A 25,051-nucleotide genomic window follows, 5' to 3' on the forward strand; every position below is an offset into this window, starting at 1 on the left:
GAGAAAGCAAATGACCAAGTTAAGCGAGATGTTACAAGAAACGACCCAGTTTATCCTTGATAAAGGAGTAAAAGAAATTGATTTTGGTTTGATCCTAGGTTCAGGGTTAGGTGAATTAGCAGATGAAATCGAAGATGCTGTAATGATTTCTTATGATGAGATCCCGTTCTTTCCTGTTTCGACAGTAGTTGGACATGCAGGACAGCTAGTTTACGGATCTCTAGCAGGCAAGAAAGTGTTAGCCATGCAAGGAAGATTCCACTACTATGAAGGTCATTCCATGCAAACAGTGACCTATCCAGTACGTGTGATGGCCGGACTAGGTGCCCATTCAGTCATTGTGACCAACGCATGTGGCGGTGTCAACGAATCCTTCGTACCGGGAGATTTGATGCTGATTACCGATCACATCAATTTTACTGGTGAAAATCCTTTGATCGGCCCGAATGAAGATGACATGGGTCCTAGATTCCCAGATATGAGTCAAGCTTATACGCCTGACTATCAAGCAACAGCAAAAGCAGCTGCAGAAAAACTAGGTTTGGATCTTAAAGAAGGCGTATATATGGGCTATTCTGGCCCAACTTATGAAACGCCTGCTGAGATTCGGATGTCTCGGACAATAGGAGCCGATGCAGTAGGGATGTCAACTGTTCCAGAAGTCATCGTAGCAGCTCACAGCGGATTAAAAGTGTTAGGAATCTCTTGTATTACCAACTTAGCAGCAGGCATGCAAGCGAATCTGAGCCATGAAGAAGTTGTAGAAACAACTCAGAGAGTCAAACAATCTTTTAAAGCATTGGTTAAAGAAACATTGACACTATTGTAATAGGAGGAACAATAAAATGAGTGTGCATATCGAAGCGAAAGAAGGCGAGATCGCCGATAAGATTTTACTTCCGGGAGACCCTTTGCGAGCTAAATATATTGCGGAGACTTTTTTAGAAGAACCAGTTTGTTACAATCAGGTCCGCGGCATGTTAGGCTTTACCGGCAAATATAAAGGAGAACGTATTTCTGTTCAAGGAACAGGGATGGGGATGCCATCAGCCACCATCTATGCCCATGAATTGATCCAGTCATATGGCGTAAAGAAATTGATCCGAGTAGGTACATGCGGGGCATTGTCAAAAGATGTCCATGTTCGTGATTTGGTACTAGCGCAAGGCGCAGCGACTAGCTCTTCGATGATCGAAAAAAATTTCCAAGCCTTTCATTTTCCACCGATCAGTGATTTCAATCTATTACTGAAAGCATATGAGATAGCTAAAGAAAAGGGCTATACGGTTCATGTAGGAAATGTCCTTTCGGAAGATTCTTTCTACAAAGATGATTTGACAGAGACATTCCAATTAGCTGAACTTGGCGTCTTAGGAGTGGAAATGGAAGCAGCGGCTCTTTATTACTTAGGCGCGAAATACCATGTGCAGACATTAAGTTTGATGACCGTTAGCGACCATTTGATTACTGGGGAAGAAACAACAGCTGCAGAACGTCAATCGACGTTCAATGAAATGATCGAAGTAGGATTGGAAACGGCGATTCAAGGGTAAAGTAATAGCTAAATAGCAAGAAAGTGTGACTGCCTAAACTTCTATTAATAGAAATTTGGCAGTCACATTTTTTTGCAGAAACTGTCTCACATAACCTGAAATCAATGACAACCGTTGCTTCAGTTACTTCGAGAGTCCTCCTAAAGTCAACCATTTGAATGTCTAAAATGTGAATCGACATTCCTTTTAAATTGCAGACGAATGGCACAATCTTAATCAAATAAAAAAGAACAGAAAGAAGCGAGTTACGCTCTTTCTGTTCCGAACTAGGCTACCAACAGGATGTGACAAATGAGTCATATCCTGTTGGTGGTTTCGTCTAAATGAATACCTTAATCATTCAATTGCTCATGTGATGATGCTTGAAGAATGAAAAATTCAACTTAAATCAAGTCTGCATCAATAATAAGTGTTTCGAATAATACAGCGTGCTCAAGTGAGGGGCTTGATCCAGGACGTCCTGGTAGGCGATATACTTCTACTCGCTGTCCTGCTTTTCCAGGAAATGCTCGACGTATTTGAATATTACTATCAACTGTTCTTGTAAAGCTATAGAATGTTCTGCCGTCAAATGTTTCAAAATGATATCTTCCATCAATGTAAACGACCAATCTTTCTTGACTGTAAAAACGTTCAGGTGTCAATGTTAAATAAGCAAATGCTCGAGAGCCTTCTAGCCCTACAGACAACAAGTTTGTTTCTGTTACGCCTGTTTCCACTTGGATATTGTCATATTTCGCCCAACCATTCCATGTAGAAGCAAATCGTATAAGGTATGTATTTTCATCGTCTGGAGTCGTAAAAGTAAGTTTGCCACGTTCCCAGTTCTCATTATTATGTTCACTGCTCTCTAATACATCAAAACCGACATCATGATTCATGATCCCTAATTCAACACGTCCTGGTGCTGATTCGCTTGCTGCAACATCATAACTAAATGTATACGTGGTACTTGGTTTTAATGTCACGTATTGATGAACATTTTCACCATTTCTTGCTAAAGCAAAGTTATTTCCATTAACGGTTTGAAGTGTGGGATTATTTGGCTCTTGGCCACTAGTGATCCAATGATCAAACCCGTCATTAAAGTCACCATTATGGATATACAATTGTTGCTCAATGGCCTGTTTACTTGTACTAACAAAGTCAGTTGTTGATAGACTTGTTGCGAATGTCGAAACGGATCCTCCTAAACTTAAAAATACCATACCTGCTGCCATCACTGTTTTTAAATTATTTTTGATCATCTTGTATCTCCTCGCTCTCTATTTTTTATTTTTTGATTTTGTTTGTAAGATGCAGCCGTGTAATCTGTCTGTATCTCACAAATTAATCATAACCGAGAAAATAGCGGTCGTGTAAACACTTTTTTCTATATAACATTTATTATTAGGAAAAAATGATAAAATAAATAGTTTTATGAGGTTGACTTTTGTCTAAATTTCATTTGTTAGCAACATAAGAAAAGATGGAGAGTTGTGGTGATAGCTCATAAAAATGAAAACTTCCTCTTAGAAACAGGATAAAAGAATGAAATTTAAATAAGTTTCTACAAAAAATGTTCGCTCCACATCTGAATGATTGTCAGACATTCTTTTTTCTCTCAATGCTACGCCTTCTCTCTTAATTTTTTGTTTATTCAAACAGTACTTACTATTATAATCATATAGTTATTATGTAAATTGATGTCATTCGCATTAGATAGCTAAGACTACCGTCTAACCAATATCTAAAAAAAACAGCCCCTTCATCTCTTACAATAATAGGAGGTGAGAGGGCTGTCTTACTTACAATAGAGTATCTATTATAGGTAGTATTTTTTAGCCACTGTTAAGTCATCATTTAATTCATAAACAAGTGGTTGACCTGTTGGGATTTCAAGATCCATGATGTCTTCGTCAGAGATACCTTCGATATGTTTAGCTAGAGCGCGTAATGAGTTACCGTGTGCAGCTACTAAAACAGTTTTGTTGTCTAGTAATGCTGGAGCAATTTCATCTTGCCAGAATGGCAAAGCACGTTCTAATGTCACTTTCAAGTTTTCGCCACCAGGAATATCGCGTTTGTCTAACATTGCGTAACGACGGTCGTTTGCTGCAGAACCTTCGTCAGTTTCTTCCATTAATGGAGGAAGAGTATCGTAAGAACGACGCCAGATGTGTACTTGTTCGTCGCCGTATTTTTCAGCTGTTTCTTTTTTGTTCAAACCTTGTAATTTACCATAGTGACGTTCGTTCAAGCGCCATGATTTGATTTGTGGTACCCAAAGTTGATCTGAATATTCTAAGATCAAGTTACATGTTTTGATTGCACGAGTCAAAACAGAAGTATAGGCAACATCAAATTCGATTCCAGCTTCTTTGATTTTGCGTCCGCCTTCTTTTGCTTCTTCGATTCCTTCTGGTGCTAGGTTTACATCAGCCCAACCAGTAAATTGGTTCAATGCATTCCATTCACTAAGACCGTGACGAGAAAAAACTAATTTTGGCATGTTTAGCTCTCCTTTAAGATAGGTTTATATTTCTGAAAATTTCAGTTCTGTTTTATTGTACAATTTTTTGGAAGAGATTTCCATCGAAAAATTGGATAAGATTCTATGAGAAAACGAGTAGAGAAGATAAAAAAACGAACAGCTGCGAAAGCACTGTTCGTTTTTAGGCATTAGATGCATAATTGCTCGATTTCTTTTTCAGGCAAATTGATATATTTATAACATGTTCCAACTGAAACACCGCATTTTGAAGAAATAAATTGGATTGTTTCTTTTTTTTCATAATAGAGACGCCGGATTTTTTTGATCGTTTTTGCATCGATTTTTGGTCTTCCGCCGATTTTTCCTTTTTTACGAGCTTCATCTAATCCAACTAATGTACGTTCTTTGATCAATGCGCACTCCATGTTTGCCAGGTTTTCCATCAATTGGAAATAGATTTTTCCCATTTCGCGCGTATCGATTCCTTCATCAATGCTAATCAAGTGCAGCCCGCGGTCTTTGAATAATTGCGTAAGTTCTGTTAATTGCCGTGTAGATTTGCCCAATCGATGAAGTTGGCAGACGACTAGTGCATCGCCTTGCTGCATGTCAGCAATCACTGACTCCAAATGAACAGCAGTAGCATCGTTTTGTTCCACTTCATATGTCTCATGGAAAATTTCTTGACAACCAAAGTCAGATAATTGTTCAACCTGAGTTGTTAAATCAACATCATTTATGGTTGTGCGTGCATAACCAATAATTTTCATGGTGATTCCTTTCTAGCAGTGATTTTCTAACTGGATATAACAGTAAAAATGTAGCATAAAGTACGTCAAAAAGATAGTTTTTTCGCAAATTTTCCGCTGTCTTTTTTTATTGGATGATCAAGCAGTTTTTCTTTATTTATGGCGGATGGCATCAAGAATCTCAACACCTTTTTCTGAGCCAACAACAACTTTTGAAACCATATTTAGGAAAAGTCCATGTTCGACTACCCCAACAAGTTCATCTAAATAGGTAGCTAAGCTTTCTGGTTGTTCGATGACATCTAGATGTAGATCAATGATATAATGACCACCATCTGTGGTTAGGACTTCGCCGTTTTTGTCTGTACGCAAGACAGGTTGGAATCCTTTTTCGTCAAAAATATGAAGTAGCTGTTGGGAACCATAAGGGATGACTTCAACTGGGAGTGGAAACTTCCCAAGTTTATGGACTAATTTAGAAGAATCAACGATCCAAATCGTTTCTTTTGAGTACGTAGCGACTATTTTCTCGAAAAGCAAAGCAGCACCGCCGCCTTTTATCCCTTGAAAATCAGCACTGATTTCATCAGCACCATCTATCGTCAGATCGACTACTGGGACTTCATCGATACTCTTTAGCGGTATTCCTAATTTTTCCGCCTGTTCTTTTGTCGCATTTGAAGTAGTGACTCCTGTGATACGTAATCCTTCTTCACGCATGCGGCGACCAATCTCTTCTACCATATAATAGGCGGTTGAACCGGTCCCGAGACCAACGATCATCCCGTCCTTTACGAATTTCGCGGCTTCAATGCCAGCTAATTGTTTTAAATTCATCTTTGCATCCACCTTTTTTTAGTTTGAGCTTCGTGCTTTCCTCACTATTTTAGCGTGATTTACGGCAAAAAGATACCATTCTTTTTTATTGCAATAAAGCTTTTTCAAAAAAAATTGCATCTCTTGTTGACATGTTTTTTCATTCGTGATATTCTAACAAAGGTGCTTTATCTACAGGTTTCTGTGAAGAAACGTGCTGACTGTTTATCAAAGCATATTTGATAAGGATGCAGACATTGCATTTATTTTTTATCGCAAAAAAAGAACCACCTGGATGTGTGGAACTAGACGCAAATCGTGGGAAGGAGGAAACAAGGAATGCCTACAATTAACCAATTAGTACGTAAACCTCGTAAATCAAAGGTGGAAAAATCTAATTCACCTGCTTTGAACAAAGGATATAACAGCTTTAAGAAAACTCAAACTAACGTAAACTCACCTCAAAAACGTGGGGTAGCAACTCGTGTGGGTACAATGACACCTAAAAAACCGAACTCAGCTTTACGTAAATATGCACGTGTTCGTTTGTCAAACTTAATTGAAGTTACTGCTTATATCCCAGGGATTGGTCATAACTTACAAGAACACAGTGTTGTATTATTACGCGGTGGTCGTGTAAAAGACTTACCAGGGGTACGTTACCATATCGTTCGCGGTGCTTTAGATACTGCTGGTGTTAACGACCGTAAACAAAGCCGTTCTAAATACGGAACTAAAAAACCTAAAGCTTAATTTTAATTATTAAACAAATGAAACTTGCTTCTATTATATAGAAGTAATTACTATGAACAATATTTCGGAAGGAGGAGTTACGGATGCCACGTAAAGGTCCTGTTGCAAAACGTGATGTTTTACCAGATCCTATTTATAACTCAAAATTAGTAACTCGCTTGATCAACCGTGTAATGGTTGACGGAAAACGCGGGATTGCAGCTAACATTATCTATAATGCCTTTGACTTGATCAAAGAATCTACAGGTAACGATCCATTAGAAGTGTTTGAACAAGCAATGAAAAACGTTCAACCTGTTCTTGAAGTTAAAGCACGTCGTGTTGGGGGTTCAAACTACCAAGTACCAGTTGAAGTTCGCCCTGAACGCCGCGTTACTCTAGGTCTTCGTTGGGTAGTAAACTACGCTCGCTTGCGCGGTGAACACACAATGGAAGAACGCTTAGCAAAAGAAATCATGGATGCTGCAAACAACACAGGTGCTTCTGTTAAAAAACGTGAAGACACTCATAAAATGGCTGATGCCAACCGTGCGTTTGCTCACTATCGCTGGTAAGATTCTCTCTGTTTGGTCGGCTTTTATAAGTCGACCTCAGATAGTGTCCTTATTTTTAGCAACTAGATAGTAAAGAGAGGAGAAACAAGGAGAATGACCAGAGAATTTTCTTTACACAACACTCGTAATATCGGTATCATGGCCCACATCGATGCTGGTAAAACGACTGCTACTGAACGTATCTTGTACTATACTGGTAAAATCCATAAAATTGGTGAAACTCATGAAGGAGCTTCACAAATGGACTGGATGGAACAAGAACAAGAACGTGGGATTACGATCACTTCTGCTGCTACTACAGCACAATGGAAGGGTCACCGAATCAACATCATCGACACACCAGGACACGTAGACTTCACAGTTGAAGTTGAACGTTCATTGCGTGTACTTGATGGTGCTGTAACTGTTCTTGATGCACAATCAGGTGTTGAACCTCAAACTGAAACAGTTTGGCGTCAAGCAACAACTTACGGTGTACCTCGTATCGTATTTGCAAACAAAATGGACAAGATCGGTGCTGACTTCTTATATTCAGTATCAACTTTACATGACCGTTTGCAAGCAAACGCTCACCCAATCCAATTACCAATTGGTGCGGAAGACGACTTCACAGGAATTATTGACCTTGTAACAATGAAGGCTGAAATGTATACAAACGATCTTGGAACAGAGATCGAAGAAACAGAAATTCCTGAAGAATACCGCGAATTAGCTGAAGAATGGCGCGAAAAATTGGTTGAAGCTGTAGCTGAAACTGATGAAGAACTTACTTTGAAATACTTAGAAGGTGAAGAAATCACTGAAGCTGAGTTAAAAGAAGGTATCCGCCGCGCAACAGTTAACGTAGAATTCTACCCAGTACTATGTGGTTCAGCATTTAAGAACAAAGGGGTTCAATTACTATTGGACGCTGTTCTTGATTACTTGCCATCACCGTTAGATATCCCAGCTATCAAAGGGATTGACCCTAAAACTGATGAAGAAGTAGAACGTCCTGCAGACGACAGCGCTCCTTTCTCAGCTTTAGCATTTAAAGTTATGACTGACCCATTCGTAGGTCGTTTAACTTTCTTCCGTGTGTACTCTGGTGTTTTAAAATCAGGTTCATACGTACAAAACGCAACAAAAGGCAAACGCGAACGTGTTGGTCGTATCCTACAGATGCATGCCAACTCTCGTTCAGAAATCTCTGAAGTTTACGCTGGAGATATCGCTGCTGCTGTTGGTTTGAAAGACACAACTACTGGGGACACACTATGTGATGAAAAGAATCTAGTTATTCTTGAATCAATGGAATTCCCAGAACCAGTTATCCAAGTCGCTATTGAACCTAAATCAAAAGCTGACCAAGATAAAATGGGTGTGGCTTTACAAAAACTATCTGAAGAAGATCCTACTTTCCGTGCTGAAACAAACGTGGAAACAGGCGAAACAATCATCGCTGGTATGGGTGAACTTCACTTAGATATCATCGTTGACCGTATGCGTCGTGAATTCAAAGTTGAAGCTAACGTAGGTGCGCCTCAAGTATCTTACCGTGAAACTTTCCGTGCTGGCACTCAAGCCGAAGGTAAGTTTGTACGTCAGTCTGGTGGTAAAGGTCAATACGGTCACGTATGGATCGAATTTACACCAAACGAAGAAGGTGCTGGTTTCGAATTTGAAAATGCGATCGTCGGTGGGGTTGTTCCTCGTGAATACATTCCAGCTGTTGAAACTGGTTTGAAAGATGCTATGGAAAATGGTGTCTTAGCTGGCTATCCATTAGTAGATATCAAAGCTAAACTTTACGATGGTTCATACCATGATGTCGATTCAAATGAAACTGCCTTCCGTGTTGCTGCTTCTATGGCATTACGTGCAGCAGCTAAGAAAGCTAATCCAGTGATCCTTGAACCAATCATGGCTGTAGAAGTTGTTATCCCTGAAGATTACTTAGGTGATGTTATGGGTCACGTAACTGCTCGTCGTGGACGTGTTGAAGGTATGGAAGCTCGCGCTGGCGGACAACAAGTTGTTCGTGCGATGGTTCCACTTGCTGAAATGTTTGGTTATGCTACAACTCTTCGTTCTGCTACTCAAGGTCGTGGTACATTTACAATGACATTTGACCACTACGAAGATGTACCAAAATCAGTACAAGAAGAAATCATTAAGAAAAACGGCGGAAAAGCTGAATAATTTCTTAAAACCGGATAGTCCTGCAAAGAGATTATCCAAAGAGACTATATTTTTAATATAGTTTCGTGTAAAATAATTATCGATGATATGGGCATGTGGTGTACCTCGTGTACATCATATACCTATCAGACAAATAAAAAATATATTGTATTTTTAGGAGGACATTTTAAAATGGCAAAAGAAAAATTTGACCGTTCTAAACCACACGTTAACATTGGTACTATCGGACACGTTGACCATGGTAAAACTACATTAACAGCTGCAATCACAACTGTACTATCTAAGAAAAACGGCGGCCAAGCTATGGCTTACGATCAAATCGATGGTGCTCCAGAAGAACGCGAACGCGGAATCACAATCTCAACAGCTCACGTTGAGTACGAAACTGACGCACGTCACTATGCTCACGTTGACTGCCCAGGACACGCGGACTACGTTAAAAACATGATCACTGGTGCTGCTCAAATGGACGGAGCTATCTTGGTAGTTTCTGCTGCTGATGGCCCTATGCCTCAAACTCGTGAACACATCCTATTGTCTCGTCAAGTTGGTGTTCCTTACATCGTTGTATTCTTGAACAAAGTAGACATGGTTGATGACGAAGAATTACTAGAATTAGTTGAAATGGAAGTTCGTGACCTATTAACAGAATACGAATTCCCTGGTGACGATGTTCCTGTAGTTGCTGGTTCAGCTTTGAAAGCTCTAGAAGGCGACGCTTCATACGAAGAAAAAATTCTTGAATTAATGGCTGCAGTTGACGAATACATCCCAACTCCAGAACGTGAAAACGACAAACCATTCATGATGCCAGTTGAAGACGTGTTCTCAATTACTGGTCGTGGTACTGTTGCTACAGGTCGTGTGGAACGTGGACAAGTTCGCGTTGGTGACGAAGTTGAAGTTGTTGGTATTTCTGAAGAAACTTCAAAAACAACAGTTACTGGTGTTGAAATGTTCCGTAAATTGTTAGACTACGCTGAAGCTGGAGACAACATTGGTGCTTTACTACGTGGTGTTGCACGTGAAGACATCCAACGTGGACAAGTTTTGGCTAAACCAGGTACAATCACACCTCATACAAAATTCTCTGCAGAAGTATACGTGTTGACAAAAGAAGAAGGTGGACGTCACACTCCATTCTTCACTAACTACCGTCCACAATTCTACTTCCGTACAACTGACGTAACAGGTGTTGTTGAATTACCAGAAGGAACTGAAATGGTTATGCCTGGCGACAACGTAACAATGGAAGTTGAATTAATCCACCCAATCGCTATCGAAAACGGTACTAAATTCTCAATCCGTGAAGGCGGACGTACAGTTGGTGCCGGTGTCGTTACAGAAATCAAAGCTTAATTGAATTAAGCAAAACTAAGCAACATTTATTCGGACGTAATCGCTCGGAATGAAGATCTCAGAATCTTTGTTCCGAGCTTTTTTATTTATTGCAGACTCAGGAAAGAAAAGACAGGGCATTATAATAGAAGAAACGCGAAATAAAAGGGTTAGTGTTTTCTAAATGAAACTTTATGAAAACAAAATGTTTTTTACAAGAAAAAGCCTTGCGTTGTGAGTTTATATATATTATAATGACAAAGGTGCGTTTACTTTAGTGAATTGCACAGACGTAATCAGATTGATTTCGTCGGCTAAGAAACGAGAGGTTGCGACACGCCCGGACGCTTTGCCACGAACGAGCGTGACGGAAATTTTCGTGGAGCTATGTCTACTTTTCAAAATAGGCGAAGGAGGGAACAAGATGGCAAAACAAAAAATTCGTATCCGTTTAAAAGCGTATGAACACCGTATTTTAGATCAATCAGCGGATAAAATCGTGGAAACTGCAAAAAGAACTGGAGCTAGCGTGTCTGGTCCAATTCCATTACCAACTGAACGCAGTCTTTACACAATCATCCGTGCGACTCATAAATACAAAGATTCACGCGAACAATTCGAAATGCGTACACACAAACGTCTTATCGACATTGTGAACCCAACACCAAAAACTGTTGATGCTTTGATGAAGCTAGACTTACCATCTGGTGTAAACATCGAAATCAAATTATAAAACTAAAACAAAAATAATGGAGGTGTACTCATGACCAAAGGAATCTTAGGGAAAAAAGTGGGAATGACACAAATCTTCACTGAATCTGGTGAATTAATTCCAGTTACTGTTGTAGAAGCTACGCCAAACGTAGTACTACAAGTGAAAACAATGGAAACGGATGGCTACGAAGCTATTCAAGTTGGTTACCAAGATATGCGTGAAGTTTTATCAAACAAACCTGCGAAAGGTCATGTTGCAAAAGCAAACACGGCTCCTAAGCGCTTCATTCGTGAATTCAAAAATGTTGAGCTAGGAGAATATGAAGTAGGAAAAGAAATTACAGTAGATGTTTTCCAAGCAGGAGACATTATTGATGTAACAGGTACTACGAAAGGTAAAGGATTCCAAGGGGTTATCAAACGCCATGGACAAAGCCGCGGACCAATGGCTCACGGTTCTCGTTACCATCGTCGTCCTGGGTCAATGGGTCCAGTTGCACCTAACCGTGTATTCAAAAACAAACGTCTTGCTGGCCGTATGGGTGGCAACCGCGTAACTATCCAAAACTTGGAAGTTGTACGTGTAGATGCAGAAAGAAATGTTATCTTGATCAAAGGTAATGTTCCTGGAGCGAAAAAATCTTTAATCACTATCAAATCAGCTGTGAAAGCTAAATAATTGTAGGAAGAAAGGAGGAACTAAGGAATGCCGAATGTAGCATTATTCAAACAAGATGGAAGCCAAAACGGTGAAATCACACTTAACGAAGAAATCTTCGGAATTGAACCTAATGAAAGTGTTGTTTACGATGCAATCGTAATGCAACGTGCGTCATTAAGACAAGGAACACACGCGGTTAAAAACCGTAGCGCTGTTCGTGGCGGTGGACGTAAACCATGGCGTCAAAAAGGAACAGGTCGTGCACGTCAAGGATCTATCCGCTCACCACAATGGCGTGGAGGTGGCGTAGTCTTTGGACCAACACCACGTTCTTACAGCTACAAACTTCCTAAAAAAGTTCGTCGTTTAGCAATGAAATCTGTATTGTCAGAAAAAGTTGCTGAAAACAACTTGGTAGCAATCGAAGGCTTGAACTTCGACGCACCAAAAACAAAAGAATTCAAACAAGTTCTTGCTAACTTATCTATCGACTCTAAAGTATTGGTTGTTCTAGAAAAAGGTAACGACTTTGCTGCTTTATCAGCACGTAACTTACCAAACGTTTCTGTAGTAACTTCTGATAATGTGAGTGTGCTAGACGTTGTATCAAATACAAAAGTGTTAGCAACACAAACTGCTCTTACTCAAATTGAGGAGGTGCTTGCATAATGAACTTACTAGACGTAATCAAACGCCCAGTGATCACTGAAAAATCAATGCTTGCCATGGATGACAAGAAATACACTTTTGAAGTGGACACTCGCGCAAACAAAACTTTAGTAAAACAAGCGGTAGAAGCTGCTTTTGACGTTAAAGTCAAAAACGTGAACATCGTGAACGTACGTGCGAAATTCAAACGTATGGGCAAATATGCAGGATATACAAAAAAACGTCGCAAAGCGATCGTTACATTGACTGAAGATTCAAAAGAAATCCAATTATTCGAAGCTGCTGAATAAGCACTAATAGATAACTCATTAAATTAGGAGGGAAAAACGTGGCGATTAAAAAGTACAAACCTACCTCAAATGGTCGTCGTAACATGACAGGTTCTGATTTTGCTGAAATCACAACATCAACACCTGAAAAATCATTGTTACAACCATTGAAAAACCATGCTGGACGTAACAACAACGGCCGCATCACTGTACGTCATCAAGGTGGCGGACACAAACGCCAATATCGCGTGATCGACTTCAAACGTAACAAAGACAACGTTGTTGCAACTGTTCAAACGATCGAATATGATCCAAACCGTTCAGCTAACATCGCGTTAGTACACTATGAAGATGGAGTGAAAGCTTACATCTTAGCACCTAAAGGACTAGAAGTGGGTATGAAACTTGTTTCAGGTCCAGAAGCAGATATCAAAGTCGGAAATGCTCTTCCATTAGAAAACATTCCAGTTGGTACTGTTATCCACAACATTGAAATGAAACCTGGTAAAGGTGGACAATTGATCCGTTCTGCTGGTACAAGTGCTCAAGTACTTGGTAAAGAAGGCAAATACGTATTGATCCGCTTGAACTCTGGTGAAGTTCGTATGATCTTAGCTGCATGCCGCGCAACAATCGGTTCTGTAGGTAACGAACAACACGAATTAATCAACATCGGTAAAGCTGGACGCTCTCGTTGGATGCGTAAACGCCCAACTGTACGTGGTAGCGTAATGAACCCTAATGATCACCCACACGGTGGTGGTGAAGGTAAAGCTCCTATCGGACGTAAAGCACCAGTTTCTCCTTGGGGTCAACCAGCTCTTGGTTACAAAACTCGTAACAAAAAAGCTAAATCAGACAAACTTATTGTTCGTCGTCGCAAAAATAAATAATTACTTTGACCATGTGTCGCACATTTTGAGAGGAGGTTCACCATGGGTCGTAGTTTAAAGAAAGGACCTTTTGTCGATGAGCATTTAATGAAAAAAGTTGAAGCTCAAGCAGGGGTTGAAAAGAAAAAAGTTATCAAAACTTGGTCACGCCGTTCAACAGTTTTCCCAAGTTTTGTTGGATATACCATCGCAGTTTATGATGGACGTAAACATGTACCAGTTTACATCCAAGAAGACATGGTAGGACACAAATTAGGTGAATTTGCACCTACAAGAACTTATCGTGGACATGCTGCTGACGATAAGAAAACGAAACGCTAATTTGAGGGGAGGATAAATCCAAATGGCAGAACAAATCACATCAGCTAAAGCAACTGCAAAAACAGTTCGCACTTCACCTCGAAAAGCCCGTTTAGTAATTGACCTTATCAGAGGTAAAAGTGTCGCAGATGCAATTTCAATCTTGAAATTCACACCAAACAAATCTGCTGGAATCATTGAAAAAGTATTGATGTCAGCAGTTGCGAATGCAGAAAATAACTTTGACTTAGATGTTGAAAACTTGGTAGTAACCGAAGCTTTTGTTAACGAAGGACCTACAATGAAACGTTTCCGTCCTCGTGCAAAAGGTTCAGCTTCTCCAATCAACAAACGTACAAGTCATATCACGGTAGTCGTATCAGAAAAATAAGGAGGGATAATCAGTGGGTCAAAAAGTACATCCAATTGGAATGCGTGTAGGCATCATCCGCGACTGGGATGCTAAATGGTATGCTGAAAAAGAGTATGCTGAGTTCTTACACGAAGATTTAAGAATCCGTAAATTTATTTCAACTAAACTTGCTGATGCTGCTGTATCAACAGTTGAAATCGAACGTGCAACAGGTCGCGTAAACATTTCAATTCACACAGCTAAACCAGGTATGGTTATTGGTAAAGGCGGTTCTGAAGTCGAAAGCCTAAGAAAAGAATTAAACAAATTAACTGGTAAAAGAATCCACATCAACATCGTGGAAATCAAAAAACCAGATCTAGATGCAAAATTAGTAGGTGAAGGAATCGCACGTCAATTAGAAAACCGTGTTGCTTTCCGTCGCGCTCAAAAACAAGCGATCCAACGCTCAATGCGTGCTGGCGCTCAAGGGATCAAAACTCAAGTATCTGGTCGTCTAAACGGAGCAGATATCGCTCGTTCAGAAGGATACTCAGAGGGAACTGTTCCTCTTCATACTTTACGTGCGGACATTGATTACGCATGGGAAGAAGCAGATACAACATACGGAAAACTAGGAGTTAAAGTGTGGATCTATCGTGGAGAAATTCTTCCAACTAAAAAAAACACTGAGAAAGGAGGGAAATAATCATGTTAGTACCTAAACGTGTAAAACACCGTCGTGAATTCCGCGGAAAAATGCGCGGGGAAGCTAAAGGCGGAAAAGAAGTAGCATTCGGTGAATACGGTTTGCAAGCTGTTGATTCACATTGGATCACAAACCGCCAAATCGAAGCTGCTCGTATCGCAATGACTCGTTACATGAAACGTGGTGGGAAAGTATGGATTAAAATTTTCCCTCACAAATCTTATACTGCCAAAGCAATTGGGGTACGTATGGGTTCTGGTAAAGGGGCACCTGAAGGATGGGTTGCACCAGTAAAACGTGGTAAAATCATGTTTGAAATCGCAGGCGTTCCTGAAGAAGTAGCTCGTGAAGCGTTACGTCTAGCTTCTCACAAATTACCAATGAAAACTAAGATCGTAAAACGTGAGGAAATGGGTGGTGAATCGAATGAAGGTTAAAGAAATCAGAGAATTAACCACTGCCGAAATGCTTGATCAAGAAAAACAATTAAAAGAAGAATTGTTTAATCTTAGATTCCAATTAGCAACAGGTCAATTAGAAAACACTGCACGTATTAAAGAAGTACGTAAATCGATTGCACGCATCAAAACTGTGTTGCGTGAACAAGCTAAGTAATTATGGAAGGAGGCCATTAAGCGTATGACTGAAGGAAGAAATCAACGCAAAGTTTATCAAGGTCGCGTGGTTTCAGACAAAATGGATAAAACAATTACCGTTGCTGTCGAAACAAAGAAAAACCACCCTATCTATGGCAAACGCATGAACTATTCTAAGAAATACAAAGTGCATGATGAAAACAACACAGCAAAAGTTGGCGACATCGTGAGAATTATGGAAACTCGTCCATTATCAGCTACAAAACGTTTCCGTTTGTTGGAAGTAGTCGAAGAAGCAGTTATTATCTAATAACACGAGATTTTCCTATATAGATTGAATGCAAAATCTGAAAGGAGGATACACAACGTGATCCAAGCAGAAAGTCGTTTAAAAGTCGCTGATAACTCAGGCGCACGTGAAATTTTGACGATCAAAGTCCTTGGTGGATCTGGTCGTAAAACTGCTAACATCGGTGATGTGATCGTTGCTACGGTTAAACAAGCAACGCCAGGTGGGGTTGTCAAAAAAGGTGACGTCGTTAAAGCCGTTATCGTTCGAACAAAATCAGGAGCTCGTCGTACAGACGGTTCATATATTAAATTTGATGAAAATGCTGCAGTGATTATTCGTGATGATAAAAGCCCTCGTGGAACACGTATCTTTGGGCCAGTTGCACGTGAACTACGTGAAAACAACTTCATGAAGATCGTTTCACTAGCACCAGAAGTTTTATAATCTTGAGACACTTATCAAAGGAGGTGCGAAACAGTTATGTTTGTTAAAAAAGGCGATAAAGTTAAAGTTATCACTGGAAAAGACAAAAACAAAGAAGGCGTTGTACTAGCAGCGTTCCCGAAAAAAGATAAAGTTATTGTCGAAGGTGTAAATGTCGTTAAAAAACACCAAAAACCTTCTCAAGCTGCTCCTCAAGGTGGAATTGTTGAGATGGAAGCGCCAATTCATGTTTCTAACGTGATGGTGGTTGACTCTACTGGTGTAGCTGGCCGAGTTGGCTACAAAGAAGTAGACGGCAAAAAAGTCCGTGTTTCTAAAAAAACCGGTGAAGTTTTAGATAAATAAAAGTTTAAGGAAGGAGGGTCTTACTGAATGAACCGCCTAAAAGAAAAATATCTTAAAGAAGTAACTCCATCATTGATGGAAAAATTTAACTATAGCTCTGTTATGCAAACACCTAAAGTTGAAAAAATCGTCATCAACATGGGTGTTGGTGATGCGGTATCAAACGCTAAAAACTTAGATAAAGCAGTTGAAGAATTAACTTTGATCACTGGTCAAAAACCAATGATTACAAAAGCTAAAAAATCAATCGCTGGATTCCGTTTACGTGAAGGAATGCCAATTGGTGCAAAAGTTACATTGCGCGGAGAAAGAATGTACGAATTCTTAGACAAATTGGTTTCAGTTTCACTACCACGTGTACGTGACTTCCATGGTGTAAGTAAAAAAGCCTTTGACGGTCGTGGAAACTATACTTTAGGTATTAAAGAACAATTGATCTTCCCAGAAGTAGATTATGATTTAGTAGATAAAGTACGTGGTATGGACATCGTTATTGTAACAACAGCAAACTCTGATGAAGAATCTCGTGAGTTGTTGACACAATTAGGCATGCCATTCCAAAAATAATTAAAGGAGGCGAACTACGTGGCTAAAAAATCAATGATTGCTAAAAACAAACGTCCTGCAAAATTTTCAACACAAGCTTATACTCGTTGCGAACGTTGCGGACGTCCACATTCAGTTTATCGTAAGTTCCATCTTTGCCGTATTTGCTTCCGCGAACTTGCCTATAAAGGTCAAATTCCCGGCGTGAAGAAAGCTAGCTGGTAAAAAGTAAATTCGCATAAGAAGGAGGTAAAAGATCAATGGTCATGACAGATCCAATTGCAGATTTTCTAACTCGTATCCGTAACGCAAACATGGTTAAACATGAGTCTTTAGAAGTACCTGCATCAAAAATTAAACGTGACATCGCTGAAATCTTGAAACGTGAAGGTTTCGTTCGTGATGTTGAATACATCGAAGATGACAAACAAGGCGTGATCCGTGTTTTCCTAAAATTTGGTAAAAACGGCGAACGTGTTATCACAAACTTAAAACGTATCTCTAAACCAGGTTTGCGTGCTTATGTCAAAGCTGACGAAGTACCAAAAGTATTGAACGGTTTAGGTATCGCAATCATTTCGACTTCTGAAGGTGTTGTCACTGATAAAGAAGCTCGTGAAAAAAATATCGGCGGCGAAGTTATCGCTTACGTATGGTAATCAAGTAGAATCTACAAGGAGGTGTCTTTAAGTGAGCCGTATCGGAAATAAAGTCGTTGTTATCCCTGAAGGAGTAACAGTTACTCAAGAAGGAAACAACGTTACAGTTAAAGGACCAAAAGGTGAATTGACTCGTACTTTCTCAGCAGATATCAAAATGAATATCGAAGGAAACGAAGTGACTTTCACTCGTCCAAACGACAGTAAAGAAATGAAAACAATTCATGGAACAACTCGTGCGAACTTCAACAACATGGTTGTAGGTGTCAGCGAAGGTTTCCAAAAAGCGTTAGAATTAATCGGGGTTGGGTACCGTGCACAATTACAAGGATCAAAACTTGTATTGAACGTTGGTTACTCACATCCAGTAGAAATCACACCACCAGCTGGAGTAACTGTTGAAGTACCAGCTAACACACAAGTAATTGTTAAAGGTGCGAACAAAGAAGAAGTTGGCGAATTAGCTGCAAATATTCGCGGAACTCGTCCTCCAGAACCTTATAAAGGTAAAGGTATTCGTTATGTTGGCGAATATGTACGCCGTAAAGAAGGTAAAACTGGTAAATAATCGTTTAGAAAAATTGCATAGAAGCCAGCAGCAGGAAAAAGGCATTTGGCTGAAGTTTACCTTCAAAAAAATAAACTTTAACTTGTGCCGCAGCTTCTATTTTTCGAAACGTATTTACTGCTTGAAATAGTAGTACAATAAAAATAAAGAGGTGACAATTGTGATTACAAAACCAGATAAGAACAAAACACGTCAAAAGAGACATCGTCGTGTACGTAACAATATCTCTGGTACTGCTGAGCGCCCACGCTTGAACGTTTTTCGTTCTAACAAAAACATCTACGCTCAAATTATTGATGACGTAGCGGGTGTAACGCTAGCAAGTGCCTCTACCTTGGATAAAGAAATTTCAGGTGGAACAAAAACAGAAGCAGCACAAGCTGTCGGTAAACTAGTTGCTGAACGTGCAGCTGAAAAAGGCATTAAAGTAGTAGTCTTTGACCGTGGTGGATACCTTTACCATGGCCGTGTGCAAGCTTTAGCTGAAGCTGCTCGCGAAAATGGACTAGAATTTTAGAAGAAGGAGGAATACCATTCATGGTTTATATCGATCCAAAACATTTGGAATTAGAAGACCGCGTTGTTGCAATTAACCGTGTAACAAAAGTTGTTAAAGGTGGACGTCGTCTACGTTTTGCTGCTTTAGTTGTTGTCGGTGACAAAAACGGACACGTAGGATTTGGTACAGGTAAAGCTCAAGAAGTTCCTGAAGCAATCCGTAAAGCAATTGAAGATGCGAAGAAAAACTTAGTTGAAGTACCTATGGTTGGTTCAACAATCCCACACGAAGTAATCGGTGCTTTTAGTGGTGGTAGAATCCTAATGAAACCTGCTGTAGAAGGTTCTGGGGTTGCTGCTGGCGGACCAGTTCGTGCCGTATTAGAATTAGCTGGGGTAGCAGATATCACTTCTAAATCTTTAGGCTCAAATACACCAATCAACGTTGTTCGCGCAACAGTTGAAGGTTTGAAACAATTGAAACGTGCAGAAGAAGTTGCAGAACTTCGCGGCAAATCAGTTGAAGAATTAATCGGATAAGGAGGACAACAATAATGGCTGAATTAAAAGTTACTTTAAAACGCAGTATTATCGGACGTCCTCAAAACCAACGCGATACAGTTAAAGCGTTAGGTCTTACAAAGATTAACAGTTCAGTGGTTAAGCCTTCTAATGAAGCAATTAAAGGCATGATCAATACTGTTTCTCACCTAGTGGACGTTGAAGAAGTTTAATTAAAAAAATCAGAACTAGAATATTAAGGAGGTGCCAAACCTATGAAACTTCATGAATTAAAACCTGCTGAAGGTTCACGCCAAGTACGTAACCGTGTTGGTCGTGGTACTTCATCTGGTAACGGAAAAACTGCCGGACGCGGACAAAAAGGACAAAAAGCCCGTTCAGGCGGTGGTGTGCGTTTAGGATTTGAAGGGGGACAAACACCATTGTTCCGTCGTTTACCAAAACGAGGATTCACAAACGTGAACCGTAAAGACTATGCAGTCATCAATCTTGATGTATTGAACCGCTTTGAAGACGGAGCTGAAGTAACTCCTGTTGCCTTAGTTGAAGCTGGAATCGTGAAAAACGAAAAAGCTGGAATCAAAGTATTAGCTAACGGGGAACTAAACAAGAAATTAACTGTGAAAGCAGCAAAATTCTCTAAAGCAGCTCAAGAAGCAATTGAAGCGGCTGGTGGATCAATCGAGGTGATCTAATGTTTAGACTATTAAAAGATGCTTTTAAAGTGAAAGACATTAGATCGAAAATCCTATTTACTGTATTTGTGTTGTTTGTATTTCGCCTAGGTGCACATATCACTGTACCAGGCGTAAATGCTGCTTCATTGCAAAACCTTTCTTCTTTGCCATTTTTCAACATGTTGAACTTGGTAAGTGGTAGTGCGATGCAAAACTTCTCCATTTTCTCAATGGGGGTTTCACCATACATTACTGCTTCTATCGTCATTCAGCTTCTTCAAATGGACATCGTGCCTCGATTTGTTGAATGGTCGAAACAAGGGGAAGTTGGTCGTAAAAAATTGAATCAAGCCACTCGATATCTGACATTAGTATTGGCATTTATCCAATCTGTCGGTATCACTGCTGGATTCAATCAATACGCTCAATTAGGTTTCGTGAATAATCCTAACGTAGCAACTTACGTAACGATTGGTTTGATTCTAACAGCCGGTACGATGTTTGTTACTTGGCTAGGAGAACAGATCACAGAAAAAGGTATCGGAAATGGCGTATCAATGATCATTTTTGCAGGTATCATTTCTAGATTGCCTGAAAGTATCAGAGAAATTTATGAAGATTACTTTATAAATATCGATCCTTCAGACATATGGAAATCTGCTATTTTTGTGGCCATTTTATTAGTAGCGGTCTTATTGATCGTGACATTCGTAACATTTTTCCAACAAGCTGAACGCAAGATCCCGATCCAATATACGAAACGTGTCGCTGGCGCGCCTACAAGCAGCTATCTGCCGTTGAAAGTAAATGCAGCTGGAGTTATTCCAGTTATCTTTGCTAGTTCGTTTATTGCTACGCCAAATGCTGTTTTACAAGCATTGAGTGGTAGATTCGGTTCTGAAAACTGGTATAAAGTGATGATGGAGATCTTTAACTATAATACAGCACCTGGTGCTACGATTTATACGATTCTGATCGTTGCCTTCACTTTCTTCTACGCCTTTGTACAAGTAAACCCTGAGAAATTAGCGGAAAACTTGCAAAAGCAAGGAAGTTATATACCAAGCGTACGCCCTGGTAAGGGGACTGAAGAGTATGTCTCAAGATTACTGATGCGTTTAAGTACAGTTGGTGCAGTCTTCCTTGGTTTAGTGGCATTGCTTCCAATCATTGCTCAAATAGTTTGGGATCTTCCACAATCAATCGGATTAGGCGGTACAAGCTTACTGATCGTTATCGGTGTAGCTTTAGAAACTGCGAAACAGTTAGAAGGCTTAATGCTGAAACGTAAATATGTTGGATTCATTGAGTAAGAAAGCGTGTTGAGGTTCTTCCTCAACACACGTTCTCACACATTTATTAGGAGGGAAAACAATGAACCTCATTTTAATGGGGCTGCCAGGCGCAGGTAAAGGAACACAAGCTGAAAAAATCATTGACGCTTATGGTATTCCGCACATCTCAACAGGAGATATGTTCCGCGCAGCGATGCAAAACGAAACAGCTCTTGGCCTGGAAGCAAAGTCTTATATGGATAAAGGTGCATTAGTTCCTGATGAAGTAACAAATGGAATCGTGAAAGAGCGACTAGCTGAACCAGATACAGAGAAAGGCTTCTTATTAGATGGCTTTCCACGTACACTAGATCAAGCAAAAGCTCTGGACGCAATGCTAAAAGATTTGAATAAAAAAATTGATGCTGTCATCGATATCCATGTTGGTGAAGAAATCTTGGTCGAACGTCTAGCCGGCCGATTTATCTGCAGCAATTGTGGAGCAACTTACCATAAAATTTTCAACCCTACAAAAGTTGAAGACACATGTGATCGTTGCGGTGGGCATGAATTCTATCAAAGAGAAGATGATAAACCTGAGACGGTTAAAAATCGTCTGGCTATCAACATCAAAAATAGTGAACCAATCTTGGCTTATTATAAAGAACAAGGTTTGCTAAACACTATTGATGGTGCTCGTGAAATCGATGCTGTATTTGCAGATGTACAAAAAATCATTGAAAAATAGCACGATTGCCCGTAGCCGACTTGCATTATGCAGTTACTCTTGTCAAGTTCAATAAATTATGATAGAATATGTCAGTCCGACTTCTAGAGAATCCTCTAGATGATCCATTTTGAGAATTTTGAGGTGGGAACTGCAGTTTCCGCCATTTTATCGTGTGAAAATGCGAAACAAGTACAAGGAGGTACTGTGCGTGGCAAAAGAAGATATGATTGAAGTCGAAGGTACAGTCGTCGAAACTTTGCCGAATGCAATGTTTAAAGTTGAACTAGAAAACGGACACCAAGTTCTTGCTACTGTTTCAGGTAAAATTCGTATGCATTATATCCGTATCTTACCTGGTGACAAAGTAACGGTTGAATTGTCTCCATACGATCTTAACCGTGGCCGTATTACTTATCGCTTTAAATAATTGTACTCCGTAAAACTACAGGAGGTATTATCATGAAAGTAAGACCATCAGTAAAACCAATGTGCGAACATTGTAAAGTAATTCGTCGTAAAGGACGCGTTATGGTGATTTGCCCAGCAAATCCAAAACATAAACAACGTCAAGGATAATTGGAGGTGCTATAAATATGGCTCGTATTGCAGGAGTAGATATTCCTCGTGATAAACGTGTGGTAGTTTCACTTACTTATATCTATGGTATTGGTAACACTACTGCTAAAAAGATCTTAGCTGATGCTGGTGTATCTGAAGATGTTCGCGTTCGTGAATTAACGAATGAACAAACAGATGCTATCCGTGCAGAAGTAGATAAATTAAAAGTTGAAGGGGATCTTCGTCGTGAAGTGAACTTGAACATCAAACGTTTGATGGAAATCGGTTCTTACCGTGGAATCCGTCATCGCCGTGGATTGCCTGTTCGTGGACAAAACACGAAAAACAATGCACGTACTCGTAAAGGCCCAGCTCGCGCTATCGCTGGCAAGAAAAAATAATTCTTAAGTGAAGGAGGTTAAAACTTCATGGCAGCAAAAAAAGTGAATCGTAAACGCCGTGTGAAGAAGAATATAGAAGCAGGTATTGCACATATCCATTCTACATTCAATAACACTATCATCATGATCACTGATACTCACGGAAATGCATTAGCGTGGTCATCAGCTGGTTCATTAGGTTTCAAAGGAAGCAAAAAATCAACTCCTTTTGCCGCTCAAATGGCAGCAGAAACTGCTACAAAAGCAGCAATGGAACACGGATTAAAGACTGTTGAAGTAACAGTTAAAGGACCTGGTTCTGGACGTGAAGCAGCAATTCGTTCATTACAAGCTACAGGTTTAGAAGTGACTGCAATTCGTGACGTGACTCCAGTTCCTCATAATGGTGCCCGCCCTCCAAAACGCCGTCGTGTTTAATGAGTGCCGCTCATTTTGAGTTTTATCAGTAACGTCATTGAACAAGACACTTTTCGTTTTGAAAGGGGTAAAGATAAGAATGATTGAGTTCGAAAAACCAAGAATCGCAAAAATTGATGAAGAAAAAGATTATGGCAAGTTCATCGTTGAACCTCTTGAAAGAGGGTATGGGACTACTTTAGGGAATTCCCTACGTCGTATTTTATTATCTTCTTTGCCAGGTGCTGCCATCACTAATATTCAAATCGATGGTGTACTGCATGAATTCTCTACCATCAAAGGTGTTAGAGAAGACGTCACTCAAATCATCTTGAACATTAAAGGCTTAGCGCTGAAAATGTATGGCCAAGAAGAAAAAACCCTTGAAATCGATATTACCGGACCTGCTACAGTAACTGCTGGCGATATTATCGTTGATAGTGATGTAGAAATTCTTAACAAAGATATGTACATCTGTAGTGTCTCTGAAGGAGCTACGTTCCATGCTCGCTTAACAGTGAAACCTGGACGTGGTTATGTTCAAGCAGATGAAAATAAAAAAGAAGATATGCCAATTGGCGTTCTTCCAGTCGATTCAATCTACACACCTGTTCGTCGTGTGAACTATCAAGTTGAGAACACACGTGTTGGACACCGTGAAGATTTTGATAAATTGACGATGGAGATTTGGACAGATGGTTCAATCGAACCGTTGGAAGCAATGAGTTTATCTGCGAAAATCATGACTGAACATTTGGATATTTTTGTGAACTTAACTGATGAAGCAAAAAATGCTGAAATCATGGTCGAAAAAGAAGAAACACAAAAAGAAAAAATGTTGGAAATGACGATCGAAGAGTTAGACTTGTCTGTTCGCTCTTACAATTGTTTGAAACGTGCAGGAATCAATACTGTACAAGAACTTACAAATAAATCTGAGCCTGAAATGATCAAAGTCCGTAACTTAGGACGTAAATCATTAGAAGAAGTTAAAGCAAAATTGCACGACTTAGGTTTAGGTTTACGTAAAGAAGATTAAAACCTTTTACGAAGGAGGGAAACCAACGTGAGTTATCGTAAACTAGGACGCACATCTAGCCAACGTAAAGCGATGTTGCGTGATTTAACAACTGATTTATTAATCAACGAACGTATTGTGACTACTGAAGCTCGTGCGAAAGAAGTTCGCTCAACTGCAGAAAAAATGATCACTTTAGGTAAACGCGGAGATTTGCATGCACGTCGTCAAGCTGCGGCTTTCGTACGTAATGAAGTTGCCAGCGTGCGTGAAGAAAATGAGGACATCGTCATTGAATCAGCTTTACAAAAACTATTCAACGATATTGCACCTCGTTACGCAGAACGTCAAGGCGGATACACACGCATTTTGAAGACAGAACCAAGACGCGGTGATGGTGCACCAATGGTTGTCTTAGAACTTGTCTAAAATCACACTAATAACATCACTTTATAGATGATTCTTTTAGAGTGTTATGATGTTGGAAGATATTTTTCCGAGTCTAGCTCAGCGCTGCTCCTCAAGCGAATATCGCTTGGGGAG

Annotated in this window: 39 protein-coding genes; 35 read left to right on the forward strand and 4 right to left on the reverse strand. The window is 39.9% G+C overall.

What is annotated here, in order from left to right; translation table 11 throughout:
* The first annotated feature begins 10 nt into the window (after nucleotides 1–10).
* On the forward strand, nucleotides 11–829 hold the full coding sequence (locus IGJ53_RS00335; protein ID WP_010731716.1) for a purine-nucleoside phosphorylase: 819 nt from the start codon (nucleotides 11–13) through the stop codon (nucleotides 827–829).
* 16 nt (nucleotides 830–845) lie between these two features.
* Nucleotides 846–1,553 carry a purine-nucleoside phosphorylase gene (gene deoD / locus IGJ53_RS00340; protein WP_002291121.1) on the forward strand — a complete coding sequence of 236 codons (708 nt, stop codon included), beginning with the start codon at nucleotides 846–848 and terminating at the stop codon, nucleotides 1,551–1,553.
* 383 nt (nucleotides 1,554–1,936) lie between these two features.
* On the opposite strand, the gene IGJ53_RS00345 is transcribed toward deoD, so the two are convergent.
* The 4 genes from IGJ53_RS00345 to rpiA form a co-directional block, all read right to left on the reverse strand.
* Nucleotides 1,937–2,800: a carbohydrate binding domain-containing protein gene (locus tag IGJ53_RS00345; RefSeq protein ID WP_010731717.1), complete on the reverse strand. Its 864-nt coding sequence runs from the start codon at nucleotides 2,798–2,800 to the stop codon at nucleotides 1,937–1,939.
* Between the two features lie 557 nt (nucleotides 2,801–3,357).
* Nucleotides 3,358–4,044: a 2,3-diphosphoglycerate-dependent phosphoglycerate mutase gene (gpmA, locus tag IGJ53_RS00350; protein WP_002294321.1), complete on the reverse strand. Its 687-nt coding sequence runs from the start codon at nucleotides 4,042–4,044 to the stop codon at nucleotides 3,358–3,360.
* A 170-nt stretch (nucleotides 4,045–4,214) separates the two neighbouring features.
* On the reverse strand, nucleotides 4,215–4,796 hold the full coding sequence (locus IGJ53_RS00355) for a recombinase family protein (protein WP_002290435.1): 582 nt from the start codon (nucleotides 4,794–4,796) through the stop codon (nucleotides 4,215–4,217).
* A gap of 132 nt (nucleotides 4,797–4,928) precedes the next feature.
* A complete protein-coding gene (gene rpiA / locus IGJ53_RS00360; protein WP_010731718.1) occupies nucleotides 4,929–5,612 on the reverse strand; it encodes a ribose-5-phosphate isomerase RpiA in 684 nt (227 codons plus the stop codon).
* Nucleotides 5,613–5,930: 318 nt separating this feature from the next.
* Between rpiA and rpsL the strand changes: the two genes are divergently transcribed.
* The 33 genes from rpsL to rplQ all read left to right on the forward strand — a co-directional run bounded on the left by rpsL (nucleotide 5,931) and on the right by rplQ (nucleotide 24,937).
* Nucleotides 5,931–6,344, forward strand: coding sequence for a 30S ribosomal protein S12 (gene rpsL / locus IGJ53_RS00365; protein ID WP_002294318.1), 414 nt, complete (start codon nucleotides 5,931–5,933; stop codon nucleotides 6,342–6,344).
* Between the two features lie 83 nt (nucleotides 6,345–6,427).
* The gene (gene rpsG / locus IGJ53_RS00370; RefSeq protein WP_002290440.1) at nucleotides 6,428–6,898 is read left to right on the forward strand and encodes a 30S ribosomal protein S7; all 471 of its coding nucleotides are present in this window, start codon (nucleotides 6,428–6,430) and stop codon (nucleotides 6,896–6,898) included.
* A gap of 93 nt (nucleotides 6,899–6,991) precedes the next feature.
* The gene (fusA, locus tag IGJ53_RS00375) at nucleotides 6,992–9,079 is read left to right on the forward strand and encodes an elongation factor G (protein WP_010731719.1); all 2,088 of its coding nucleotides are present in this window, start codon (nucleotides 6,992–6,994) and stop codon (nucleotides 9,077–9,079) included.
* A 171-nt stretch (nucleotides 9,080–9,250) separates the two neighbouring features.
* Nucleotides 9,251–10,438, forward strand: a complete 1,188-nt coding sequence (gene tuf, locus IGJ53_RS00380) for an elongation factor Tu (protein WP_002373149.1) — start codon at nucleotides 9,251–9,253, stop codon at nucleotides 10,436–10,438.
* Between the two features lie 403 nt (nucleotides 10,439–10,841).
* A complete protein-coding gene (rpsJ, locus tag IGJ53_RS00385; RefSeq protein WP_002290443.1) occupies nucleotides 10,842–11,150 on the forward strand; it encodes a 30S ribosomal protein S10 in 309 nt (102 codons plus the stop codon).
* Nucleotides 11,151–11,180: 30 nt separating this feature from the next.
* Nucleotides 11,181–11,810, forward strand: a complete 630-nt coding sequence (rplC, locus tag IGJ53_RS00390; RefSeq protein ID WP_002290445.1) for a 50S ribosomal protein L3 — start codon at nucleotides 11,181–11,183, stop codon at nucleotides 11,808–11,810.
* A gap of 27 nt (nucleotides 11,811–11,837) precedes the next feature.
* Nucleotides 11,838–12,461: a 50S ribosomal protein L4 gene (rplD, locus tag IGJ53_RS00395; protein WP_002290446.1), complete on the forward strand. Its 624-nt coding sequence runs from the start codon at nucleotides 11,838–11,840 to the stop codon at nucleotides 12,459–12,461.
* Nucleotides 12,461–12,751, forward strand: a complete 291-nt coding sequence (rplW, locus tag IGJ53_RS00400; RefSeq protein WP_002290449.1) for a 50S ribosomal protein L23 — start codon at nucleotides 12,461–12,463, stop codon at nucleotides 12,749–12,751. Before rplD ends, rplW begins: the two co-directional genes overlap by 1 nt.
* A 38-nt stretch (nucleotides 12,752–12,789) precedes the next feature.
* Complete coding sequence (gene rplB / locus IGJ53_RS00405) at nucleotides 12,790–13,623, forward strand: 50S ribosomal protein L2 (protein WP_002290451.1); 834 nt, start codon at nucleotides 12,790–12,792, stop codon at nucleotides 13,621–13,623.
* A gap of 42 nt (nucleotides 13,624–13,665) precedes the next feature.
* A complete protein-coding gene (gene rpsS / locus IGJ53_RS00410; RefSeq protein WP_002288655.1) occupies nucleotides 13,666–13,944 on the forward strand; it encodes a 30S ribosomal protein S19 in 279 nt (92 codons plus the stop codon).
* 22 nt (nucleotides 13,945–13,966) lie between these two features.
* Nucleotides 13,967–14,314 (forward strand): 50S ribosomal protein L22, encoded by a 348-nt coding sequence (rplV, locus tag IGJ53_RS00415; RefSeq protein ID WP_002290452.1) that lies wholly within the window; start codon nucleotides 13,967–13,969, stop codon nucleotides 14,312–14,314.
* Nucleotides 14,315–14,327: 13 nt separating this feature from the next.
* A complete protein-coding gene (gene rpsC / locus IGJ53_RS00420; protein ID WP_002288659.1) occupies nucleotides 14,328–14,984 on the forward strand; it encodes a 30S ribosomal protein S3 in 657 nt (218 codons plus the stop codon).
* 2 nt (nucleotides 14,985–14,986) lie between these two features.
* Nucleotides 14,987–15,421: a 50S ribosomal protein L16 gene (gene rplP / locus IGJ53_RS00425; RefSeq protein ID WP_002288661.1), complete on the forward strand. Its 435-nt coding sequence runs from the start codon at nucleotides 14,987–14,989 to the stop codon at nucleotides 15,419–15,421.
* Nucleotides 15,411–15,599 (forward strand): 50S ribosomal protein L29, encoded by a 189-nt coding sequence (gene rpmC, locus IGJ53_RS00430; RefSeq protein WP_002288664.1) that lies wholly within the window; start codon nucleotides 15,411–15,413, stop codon nucleotides 15,597–15,599. The genes rplP and rpmC overlap by 11 nt, the downstream gene beginning before the upstream one ends.
* Before the next feature lie 24 nt (nucleotides 15,600–15,623).
* Nucleotides 15,624–15,890, forward strand: a complete 267-nt coding sequence (rpsQ, locus tag IGJ53_RS00435; RefSeq protein ID WP_002288668.1) for a 30S ribosomal protein S17 — start codon at nucleotides 15,624–15,626, stop codon at nucleotides 15,888–15,890.
* A 57-nt stretch (nucleotides 15,891–15,947) separates the two neighbouring features.
* Complete coding sequence (rplN, locus tag IGJ53_RS00440; RefSeq protein WP_002288669.1) at nucleotides 15,948–16,316, forward strand: 50S ribosomal protein L14; 369 nt, start codon at nucleotides 15,948–15,950, stop codon at nucleotides 16,314–16,316.
* A 36-nt stretch (nucleotides 16,317–16,352) separates the two neighbouring features.
* Entirely contained in the window at nucleotides 16,353–16,661 is a 309-nt protein-coding gene (gene rplX, locus IGJ53_RS00445; RefSeq protein WP_002288670.1) for a 50S ribosomal protein L24, read from the forward strand.
* A gap of 27 nt (nucleotides 16,662–16,688) precedes the next feature.
* The gene (gene rplE / locus IGJ53_RS00450; RefSeq protein ID WP_002288671.1) at nucleotides 16,689–17,228 is read left to right on the forward strand and encodes a 50S ribosomal protein L5; all 540 of its coding nucleotides are present in this window, start codon (nucleotides 16,689–16,691) and stop codon (nucleotides 17,226–17,228) included.
* Nucleotides 17,229–17,246: 18 nt separating this feature from the next.
* A complete protein-coding gene (locus tag IGJ53_RS00455) occupies nucleotides 17,247–17,432 on the forward strand; it encodes a type Z 30S ribosomal protein S14 (RefSeq protein ID WP_002288673.1) in 186 nt (61 codons plus the stop codon).
* 35 nt (nucleotides 17,433–17,467) lie between these two features.
* Nucleotides 17,468–17,866 (forward strand): 30S ribosomal protein S8, encoded by a 399-nt coding sequence (gene rpsH / locus IGJ53_RS00460; RefSeq protein WP_002288675.1) that lies wholly within the window; start codon nucleotides 17,468–17,470, stop codon nucleotides 17,864–17,866.
* 31 nt (nucleotides 17,867–17,897) lie between these two features.
* Nucleotides 17,898–18,434, forward strand: a complete 537-nt coding sequence (rplF, locus tag IGJ53_RS00465) for a 50S ribosomal protein L6 (RefSeq protein WP_002309839.1) — start codon at nucleotides 17,898–17,900, stop codon at nucleotides 18,432–18,434.
* Between the two features lie 160 nt (nucleotides 18,435–18,594).
* Nucleotides 18,595–18,951 (forward strand): 50S ribosomal protein L18, encoded by a 357-nt coding sequence (gene rplR / locus IGJ53_RS00470; protein WP_002288679.1) that lies wholly within the window; start codon nucleotides 18,595–18,597, stop codon nucleotides 18,949–18,951.
* A 20-nt stretch (nucleotides 18,952–18,971) separates the two neighbouring features.
* Nucleotides 18,972–19,472, forward strand: coding sequence for a 30S ribosomal protein S5 (gene rpsE, locus IGJ53_RS00475; RefSeq protein ID WP_002288681.1), 501 nt, complete (start codon nucleotides 18,972–18,974; stop codon nucleotides 19,470–19,472).
* Between the two features lie 14 nt (nucleotides 19,473–19,486).
* Nucleotides 19,487–19,666, forward strand: coding sequence for a 50S ribosomal protein L30 (gene rpmD / locus IGJ53_RS00480; protein WP_002290455.1), 180 nt, complete (start codon nucleotides 19,487–19,489; stop codon nucleotides 19,664–19,666).
* Between the two features lie 42 nt (nucleotides 19,667–19,708).
* Nucleotides 19,709–20,149 carry a 50S ribosomal protein L15 gene (gene rplO, locus IGJ53_RS00485; RefSeq protein ID WP_002288687.1) on the forward strand — a complete coding sequence of 147 codons (441 nt, stop codon included), beginning with the start codon at nucleotides 19,709–19,711 and terminating at the stop codon, nucleotides 20,147–20,149.
* Entirely contained in the window at nucleotides 20,149–21,444 is a 1,296-nt protein-coding gene (gene secY, locus IGJ53_RS00490) for a preprotein translocase subunit SecY (protein ID WP_259741606.1), read from the forward strand. Before rplO ends, secY begins: the two co-directional genes overlap by 1 nt.
* Before the next feature lie 61 nt (nucleotides 21,445–21,505).
* Nucleotides 21,506–22,153 (forward strand): adenylate kinase, encoded by a 648-nt coding sequence (locus IGJ53_RS00495; protein ID WP_002288690.1) that lies wholly within the window; start codon nucleotides 21,506–21,508, stop codon nucleotides 22,151–22,153.
* Between the two features lie 190 nt (nucleotides 22,154–22,343).
* A complete protein-coding gene (gene infA, locus IGJ53_RS00500; RefSeq protein WP_002288695.1) occupies nucleotides 22,344–22,562 on the forward strand; it encodes a translation initiation factor IF-1 in 219 nt (72 codons plus the stop codon).
* Between the two features lie 32 nt (nucleotides 22,563–22,594).
* Nucleotides 22,595–22,711, forward strand: a complete 117-nt coding sequence (gene rpmJ / locus IGJ53_RS00505; RefSeq protein ID WP_002288710.1) for a 50S ribosomal protein L36 — start codon at nucleotides 22,595–22,597, stop codon at nucleotides 22,709–22,711.
* A gap of 17 nt (nucleotides 22,712–22,728) precedes the next feature.
* Nucleotides 22,729–23,094 (forward strand): 30S ribosomal protein S13, encoded by a 366-nt coding sequence (gene rpsM, locus IGJ53_RS00510; protein WP_002288713.1) that lies wholly within the window; start codon nucleotides 22,729–22,731, stop codon nucleotides 23,092–23,094.
* A gap of 27 nt (nucleotides 23,095–23,121) precedes the next feature.
* Nucleotides 23,122–23,511, forward strand: coding sequence for a 30S ribosomal protein S11 (rpsK, locus tag IGJ53_RS00515; RefSeq protein WP_002288714.1), 390 nt, complete (start codon nucleotides 23,122–23,124; stop codon nucleotides 23,509–23,511).
* A gap of 79 nt (nucleotides 23,512–23,590) precedes the next feature.
* Nucleotides 23,591–24,529: a DNA-directed RNA polymerase subunit alpha gene (locus IGJ53_RS00520; protein ID WP_002288715.1), complete on the forward strand. Its 939-nt coding sequence runs from the start codon at nucleotides 23,591–23,593 to the stop codon at nucleotides 24,527–24,529.
* Nucleotides 24,530–24,556: 27 nt separating this feature from the next.
* On the forward strand, nucleotides 24,557–24,937 hold the full coding sequence (gene rplQ, locus IGJ53_RS00525; RefSeq protein ID WP_002288716.1) for a 50S ribosomal protein L17: 381 nt from the start codon (nucleotides 24,557–24,559) through the stop codon (nucleotides 24,935–24,937).
* Nucleotides 24,938–25,051: the final 114 nt, after the last annotated feature.

Origin of the sequence: Enterococcus sp. DIV1283b (assembly GCF_051710965.1) — a bacterium.
Classification (GTDB): Bacteria; Bacillota; Bacilli; order Lactobacillales; family Enterococcaceae; genus Enterococcus_B; species Enterococcus_B lactis.

What these genes read in the sequence shown, in the direction of transcription:
- gpmA (WP_002294321.1), bottom strand. Translation starts at nt 4,044, where the DNA reads ATGCCAAAATTAGTTTTTTCTCGTCACGGTCTTAGTGAATGGAATGCA.
- rplD (WP_002290446.1), top strand. Translation starts at nt 11,838, where the DNA reads ATGCCGAATGTAGCATTATTCAAACAAGATGGAAGCCAAAACGGTGAA.
- rplV (WP_002290452.1), top strand. Translation starts at nt 13,967, where the DNA reads ATGGCAGAACAAATCACATCAGCTAAAGCAACTGCAAAAACAGTTCGC.
- IGJ53_RS00495 (WP_002288690.1), top strand. Translation starts at nt 21,506, where the DNA reads ATGAACCTCATTTTAATGGGGCTGCCAGGCGCAGGTAAAGGAACACAA.
- rplC (WP_002290445.1), top strand. Translation starts at nt 11,181, where the DNA reads ATGACCAAAGGAATCTTAGGGAAAAAAGTGGGAATGACACAAATCTTC.
- rpsL (WP_002294318.1), top strand. Translation starts at nt 5,931, where the DNA reads ATGCCTACAATTAACCAATTAGTACGTAAACCTCGTAAATCAAAGGTG.
- rpmD (WP_002290455.1), top strand. Translation starts at nt 19,487, where the DNA reads ATGGCTGAATTAAAAGTTACTTTAAAACGCAGTATTATCGGACGTCCT.
- rplW (WP_002290449.1), top strand. Translation starts at nt 12,461, where the DNA reads ATGAACTTACTAGACGTAATCAAACGCCCAGTGATCACTGAAAAATCA.
- rpsM (WP_002288713.1), top strand. Translation starts at nt 22,729, where the DNA reads ATGGCTCGTATTGCAGGAGTAGATATTCCTCGTGATAAACGTGTGGTA.
- rpmC (WP_002288664.1), top strand. Translation starts at nt 15,411, where the DNA reads ATGAAGGTTAAAGAAATCAGAGAATTAACCACTGCCGAAATGCTTGAT.
- rplP (WP_002288661.1), top strand. Translation starts at nt 14,987, where the DNA reads ATGTTAGTACCTAAACGTGTAAAACACCGTCGTGAATTCCGCGGAAAA.
- rpsG (WP_002290440.1), top strand. Translation starts at nt 6,428, where the DNA reads ATGCCACGTAAAGGTCCTGTTGCAAAACGTGATGTTTTACCAGATCCT.
- rpiA (WP_010731718.1), bottom strand. Translation starts at nt 5,612, where the DNA reads ATGAATTTAAAACAATTAGCTGGCATTGAAGCCGCGAAATTCGTAAAG.
- rpsE (WP_002288681.1), top strand. Translation starts at nt 18,972, where the DNA reads ATGGTTTATATCGATCCAAAACATTTGGAATTAGAAGACCGCGTTGTT.
- rpsK (WP_002288714.1), top strand. Translation starts at nt 23,122, where the DNA reads ATGGCAGCAAAAAAAGTGAATCGTAAACGCCGTGTGAAGAAGAATATA.
- rpsS (WP_002288655.1), top strand. Translation starts at nt 13,666, where the DNA reads ATGGGTCGTAGTTTAAAGAAAGGACCTTTTGTCGATGAGCATTTAATG.
- rpsJ (WP_002290443.1), top strand. Translation starts at nt 10,842, where the DNA reads ATGGCAAAACAAAAAATTCGTATCCGTTTAAAAGCGTATGAACACCGT.
- rpmJ (WP_002288710.1), top strand. Translation starts at nt 22,595, where the DNA reads ATGAAAGTAAGACCATCAGTAAAACCAATGTGCGAACATTGTAAAGTA.
- rplO (WP_002288687.1), top strand. Translation starts at nt 19,709, where the DNA reads ATGAAACTTCATGAATTAAAACCTGCTGAAGGTTCACGCCAAGTACGT.
- tuf (WP_002373149.1), top strand. Translation starts at nt 9,251, where the DNA reads ATGGCAAAAGAAAAATTTGACCGTTCTAAACCACACGTTAACATTGGT.
- IGJ53_RS00345 (WP_010731717.1), bottom strand. Translation starts at nt 2,800, where the DNA reads ATGATCAAAAATAATTTAAAAACAGTGATGGCAGCAGGTATGGTATTT.
- rplE (WP_002288671.1), top strand. Translation starts at nt 16,689, where the DNA reads ATGAACCGCCTAAAAGAAAAATATCTTAAAGAAGTAACTCCATCATTG.
- IGJ53_RS00335 (WP_010731716.1), top strand. Translation starts at nt 11, where the DNA reads ATGACCAAGTTAAGCGAGATGTTACAAGAAACGACCCAGTTTATCCTT.
- rplX (WP_002288670.1), top strand. Translation starts at nt 16,353, where the DNA reads ATGTTTGTTAAAAAAGGCGATAAAGTTAAAGTTATCACTGGAAAAGAC.
- rpsH (WP_002288675.1), top strand. Translation starts at nt 17,468, where the DNA reads ATGGTCATGACAGATCCAATTGCAGATTTTCTAACTCGTATCCGTAAC.
- deoD (WP_002291121.1), top strand. Translation starts at nt 846, where the DNA reads ATGAGTGTGCATATCGAAGCGAAAGAAGGCGAGATCGCCGATAAGATT.
- IGJ53_RS00520 (WP_002288715.1), top strand. Translation starts at nt 23,591, where the DNA reads ATGATTGAGTTCGAAAAACCAAGAATCGCAAAAATTGATGAAGAAAAA.
- rpsQ (WP_002288668.1), top strand. Translation starts at nt 15,624, where the DNA reads ATGACTGAAGGAAGAAATCAACGCAAAGTTTATCAAGGTCGCGTGGTT.
- secY (WP_259741606.1), top strand. Translation starts at nt 20,149, where the DNA reads ATGTTTAGACTATTAAAAGATGCTTTTAAAGTGAAAGACATTAGATCG.
- fusA (WP_010731719.1), top strand. Translation starts at nt 6,992, where the DNA reads ATGACCAGAGAATTTTCTTTACACAACACTCGTAATATCGGTATCATG.
- IGJ53_RS00355 (WP_002290435.1), bottom strand. Translation starts at nt 4,796, where the DNA reads ATGAAAATTATTGGTTATGCACGCACAACCATAAATGATGTTGATTTA.